Genomic DNA, 4,726 nt, shown 5'->3' on the forward strand with positions numbered 1-4,726 from the left:
AAACAAAAACTGACTTTTGAGCTTCGCTATTTTCAAGACCTCCCTTACAAGGAGATATCCGAAATTACCAACACCAGTGAAGGTGCACTCAAAGCCAATTATCACCACGCTGTGAAGAAGATCAAAAAGGCTATGGGGATTGATGAGGAGTGACCCTCCCCCCCCCCTAAAAAAGATTAAGTAGGTGATTAAACCAATCAGCGATTGGTGCATCAAACCCACAGATAGAGCAATTAATAGTTAGATAGTTGATGTGTGATGACCCCCAATTTTGAACGTAAAAATATTGAAAATGATCCTTTGCACCCATTCGTAACTCCCGAAAATTATTTTGCCACCTTCAAGGAGCGCTTGAAGCAACGAATTGAAGAGGAGGAGAAGGTACAGAGTGAGGTAAAGTCTCAAACACGTAAGTTATGGAAACCTTATGTCTATTGGTCTATAGGAGCTGCGGCCGTGTTGTTGCTTGCCGTCTCTTTGTGGACTCTATCTCCACTCCAGCAATCCACCCTCCCAGATCCAGTAGAGCTCAATGCTTATGATATGAGTGATGAAGAGTTTCAGCAGTTTTTACTAGATGATACCAACGAAGACTATTGGGGGTTCATTTATATGGAGGAGGATGATCAAAGCGTGATAAGTTCAAGGTAATGTTAGATATTATGAAGGAAAATAGATTGAGGGCATTTGTACTATTGGTGTTATTGAGTTTTACTACTCCCTCTCTACTCTTTGCAAATAACCATAGAGAACTGCTCCTTAGTTCCAGCGTGGAACAAGAGATCAGCGACCAAAGTGCGGTGCACGAGCAGTTCAAAAAGGAGCGGATCGAAGCCATCGCCAAGGCAGCAGGGCTCTCGGCAGAGGAGAAGCAGTTGGTTTCAAAAGAGCTAGATAAGTACGATGAGGTTCGCGTTTCCTCTTGGGCAGGAATACGCAAAGTGTATGATGAGATATCTAAGTTGGGAGGTAAAATTACTTCCGAACAGTATCTCGACTACTATAAAAAGATACAGGCACTCACTGAAAAGCGTCATCAGGCCTCTCAGTCTTTTATGAGTGCACTGATCAATCAGCTAACTCCCGAAAAGGCTTTTAAGGTGTATGAGGAGTACCGTAATTTCAACGCCAATACTGGTCGTAAATTACGCCACAGGTAGGTGATTGTGGGCACGAACTGCATGAAAAGATATGAAATGTATGTGGGGTAATGTGATATTATTCCAATAAAATAGTGTAATTAGGCTTCGCCTTAGGGTGAAAATGATTACCTTGCAAATGATGTTAGTATTAACAATTTAAAGTTGAGAACGTGATGAAAAAGTTGAATATGATTTTTGCAGCAATGGCTGCTATGGTGTTGATGGCTATTGCCTTTACTTCATGTAACCAAGATCCTGCTGATGCGGATCTGTTTGTTGGCAGGTACGAAGGTACTGCGAGCTATGCTTCTACCAAGGATGGTCTTAACCTCGCTGTTGGTGAAAAGGTGACTATTACTGTGGTTAAGGTGGGGGATACTTATACCTTCCGCTTCAGCTCAAAGAATATCCCTACACTCTCTGGAGTAAAGATGGAAAAGGGTGAAAATACGCTTGTGACACTTAGTTCCGATGAGGCTGGAGTAATCAGAATCGATGCAGAGAAGCTCACCATCGCTGCTTATACAACTAAGGAGGGATCCTGGACAGCTAACGCTACTCGAAAGTAAGGCTATCAGACCTTAAATAATAAAGGCTCGTCTCACAATTGTGGAACGAGCCTTTTATGTTGATCCCATGCTCCAAAGTGGAAACTCTTTCACGCTGTCCCTAAAAGATTCTGTCTCGAATAGGTTGGGGAGTCAACTTTAGTTTTGGTAAATTGCAGGCATATCAATACTAGATTAAATATGAAGGCATTTCAAGATTATTATACAGAGGAGTTTAGCCATTGCTATGGTTGTGGAAAGCTTAATGAGCATGGTCTTCACTTGAAGAGTTATTGGCTGGATAACGACCCTGCTAGTGACACTGCTGTAGCCCATTATACGCCACCAGAGTATGCTACTGGTGGCTATCCGCAGAATGTTTATGGTGGATTGATTGCCGCCCTTCTAGATTGCCATGGTAATGGAACTGCTGCTGCCGCTGGTTACCGACACTTTAGCAGAGATATGGCGTCACTTCCTAGTTTGCGGTACGTGACTGCCCACTTGGGGCTTGACTACCTTGCCCCTACACCTATGGAGTGTTCTCTTGAGCTTCGTGCTACTATTCAAGAGGTTACCGATCGAAAGGTGGTGATGCATCTTGAGCTCTGGGCAGAGCAACAACTCAGAGTGAGGGGCAGAATGGTCTCCGTTCTGCTCCGCTGATCTATGGCTCTAGAAGACGGGAGAGAAAATCGGCGGTGAAGGTGAGATGAGTATAGGTGGCGATCACTTTTCCGTGCTGGAAAAGTAGCGTGTCTACTGGTTCGCCTGTAGCATTCAATTGGTTGGTGACTCCTTCGTCTGTGGGTGTGAGATGTGAGTAGTGAAACTCGTGTCCTTTGAGCGGTACGCCAAAGAGCTCCAACTGTCGGTAGCCGATGGTGAGCCGGGCTCCTTCCATCGTAGCACTATGACTAAAGAGACCCACCATTGGGTACTCCTTTCCCTCTGCAGTGATGATACTCTTAGAGAGATAAAGCATCCCCCCACACTCAGCGATGAGAGGGGCTTGGCGTTCGGCATAGGTCTTGATTTGCTGAATCATCGCACTATTCTGGGAGAGCTGCTCTGCATATAGCTCGGGATACCCTCCTGGCAGGTATAGCAGGTCGCACTCGGGGAGCTGGCTATCGTGGATGGGACTAAAATAAGTGATCGTGCCAAACTGCTCCAGCATCCGAATATTTTCGGTATAGATGAAGTTGAAAGCTTCGTCGCGAGCCACCGCTATTTTCTTGGTGCCTTTAGGTGCATTACTTCCTATAGGTGATATTGTTGAGATAGGCTGATATTGAGAATCAGCAAGCAATTGAGTGAGGTTGATATGTGCTTCTACAAGGTTGGCGGCTTGATTGGCGTGTGCCTCTAGTGCTTCTTGATCATCGGTAATCAATCCTAAGTGACGGCTCGGGAGAGTGAGTGTTTTATCTGTAGGAATAGAGCCGAGCACCTTTACCCCTACATCATTAGCAGCGTCACGCAGATAAGCTAGGTGCTTTGGGGAATTGACCTTGTTGAAAATCACCCCTAGTATATTGAGCTCTGGCCGAAAGTGCTTGATGCCGTAGAGTAGGGGAGCGACACTATAGGCCATTGACTTGGGTGTGAGGACGAGGACGATAGGCAGATCAAGTACCTCTGCAAGGTGTGCGGTGGAGCCTCTGTCCCGATCATAGCCATCAAAAAGACCCATTACCCCCTCCACAACAGCCACGTCGCTAGGGGCTTGATAGCTTCTGAATAGAGTTCGGACACTCTCTTCGCTCTGCATAAAGAGGTCGAGATTCACGGAATCAACACCCGATGCATTTTTATGTAGCTTGGGATCGATATAGTCGGGTCCACACTTGAAGGGCTGGACACGGTAACCTTGGCGACTAAGTGCCCTAAGAAGTCCTATAGTGATGGTGCTCTTACCACTATCTGAAGTGGGGGCGGCAATAATAAAGGAAGATGGTTTCATGGTTTTTGTGAAATAAACTGGCCAGTGTCGTCAATCAGTAGTATCTCCAAGGAGGCGTGTGGCACAATGGGCTGGCACACCTCATAACAATGCTGGATGATGAGCTGGTAGAATTTGGATGCTTTGTTGGGTATTAATTGCCATATTTCTCGTGCCAAGGTGATCCCGCTGATATCAACTTCCTCTCTAGATTCTGTTAGTACCTGCTTGAGAAACTCCTTATCCATCGTTACTTTATGACTGTGGGTATCTAGTTCGCCTGCAGCTAGCTTGACCGCTTTTCCCAGCATGATGCCGAGAGTAACGGTAGGGAAGGTGAGCTGATGAGCGAAAGTAAGGGTCTCGCCAATGAAATTGCCATACTGTATAAAGGCGTTGGGGGGAAGGTGGGGAAATCTGGCTTTGAGGTACTTCTCTGACCTGCCACCAGAGTTGAGCACTAAGTGCTCAACACCTACCGCTTTGGAGACCTCCATCTCTCGCCGTATGGAGGCGATCCAAGTGTCGTTGGAGTAGGGGCGGACCACTCCTGTTGTGCCGATGATAGAGATGCCATCTACAATCCCAAGGCGTGGGTTGAAGGTGTTCTTGGCAATGGATTCGCCTTCGGGGACGAAGATGGTGATCTCTACTCCTATTTGGGTGAGGTCGAGCAACTCCTCGCAAAGGGAGGTGATCATTCTCCGTGGCGTCTTATTAATAGCGGGGCCACCGATTTCTAGACCTAGCCCAGGAAGGGTTACTCTGCCTACGCCGATACCTTGCTTAAACTCCACCCCCCTTTTCCCTTTGTGGAGAGATACGGTGGCACAGATTTCAGCACCATTGGTGACGTCGGGGTCATCGCCTGAGTACTTTATCGCTACTGCGGTGGCTTCATTGCCCTCGACGGTGACCGACTGAATGGGGAAGGGGATGATTTCGCCATCGGGAAGGGTGACTTCTACCATGGAGAGCTCAATATCCTCTAGGAGGGCTACAAGGGCTGCTTTGGTGGCAGCGGTGGCAGTGGTGCCTGTGGTGAAGCCAATCTTTTGGGGAAAGAACTCTGGGAGCAACTGCTCTATCCC

7 protein-coding genes are annotated in these 4,726 nt (G+C 47.1%); 5 read left to right on the forward strand and 2 right to left on the reverse strand.

Annotation, left to right across the window (positions count from 1 at the left end):
* Positions 1 to 54: 54 nt before the first annotated feature.
* From QVO39_RS05115 to QVO39_RS05135, 5 genes are all read left to right on the forward strand, one after another.
* Positions 55 to 153: a hypothetical protein gene (locus QVO39_RS05115; protein WP_288171799.1), complete on the forward strand. Its 99-nt coding sequence runs from the start codon at positions 55 to 57 to the stop codon at positions 151 to 153.
* Positions 154 to 255: 102 nt separating this feature from the next.
* Positions 256 to 651, forward strand: coding sequence for a hypothetical protein (locus tag QVO39_RS05120; RefSeq protein WP_288171795.1), 396 nt, complete (start codon positions 256 to 258; stop codon positions 649 to 651).
* Between the two features lie 11 nt (positions 652 to 662).
* Positions 663 to 1,160 carry a hypothetical protein gene (locus QVO39_RS05125; protein ID WP_021903287.1) on the forward strand — a complete coding sequence of 166 codons (498 nt, stop codon included), beginning with the start codon at positions 663 to 665 and terminating at the stop codon, positions 1,158 to 1,160.
* A gap of 155 nt (positions 1,161 to 1,315) precedes the next feature.
* Positions 1,316 to 1,711 carry a hypothetical protein gene (locus QVO39_RS05130; protein ID WP_018027832.1) on the forward strand — a complete coding sequence of 132 codons (396 nt, stop codon included), beginning with the start codon at positions 1,316 to 1,318 and terminating at the stop codon, positions 1,709 to 1,711.
* 180 nt (positions 1,712 to 1,891) lie between these two features.
* Positions 1,892 to 2,356, forward strand: coding sequence for a PaaI family thioesterase (locus QVO39_RS05135; protein WP_021903288.1), 465 nt, complete (start codon positions 1,892 to 1,894; stop codon positions 2,354 to 2,356).
* Position 2,357: 1 nt separating this feature from the next.
* Here QVO39_RS05135 and QVO39_RS05140 read toward each other — a convergent pair whose 3' ends face one another.
* Together QVO39_RS05140 and cbiD are read right to left on the reverse strand one after the other, a co-directional pair.
* A complete protein-coding gene (locus tag QVO39_RS05140) occupies positions 2,358 to 3,656 on the reverse strand; it encodes a cobyrinic acid a,c-diamide synthase CobB (RefSeq protein WP_021903289.1) in 1,299 nt (432 codons plus the stop codon).
* On the reverse strand, positions 3,653 to 4,726 hold a 1,074-nt coding region (gene cbiD / locus QVO39_RS05145), incomplete at its 5' end, for a cobalt-precorrin-5B (C(1))-methyltransferase CbiD (protein WP_288171796.1). The genes cbiD and QVO39_RS05140, both read right to left, overlap by 4 nt.

The sequence above is a fragment of the Porphyromonas sp. CAG:1061 genome (assembly GCF_000435035.1).
Taxonomy (GTDB): Bacteria; Bacteroidota; Bacteroidia; order Bacteroidales; family Porphyromonadaceae; genus Porphyromonas_A; species Porphyromonas_A somerae.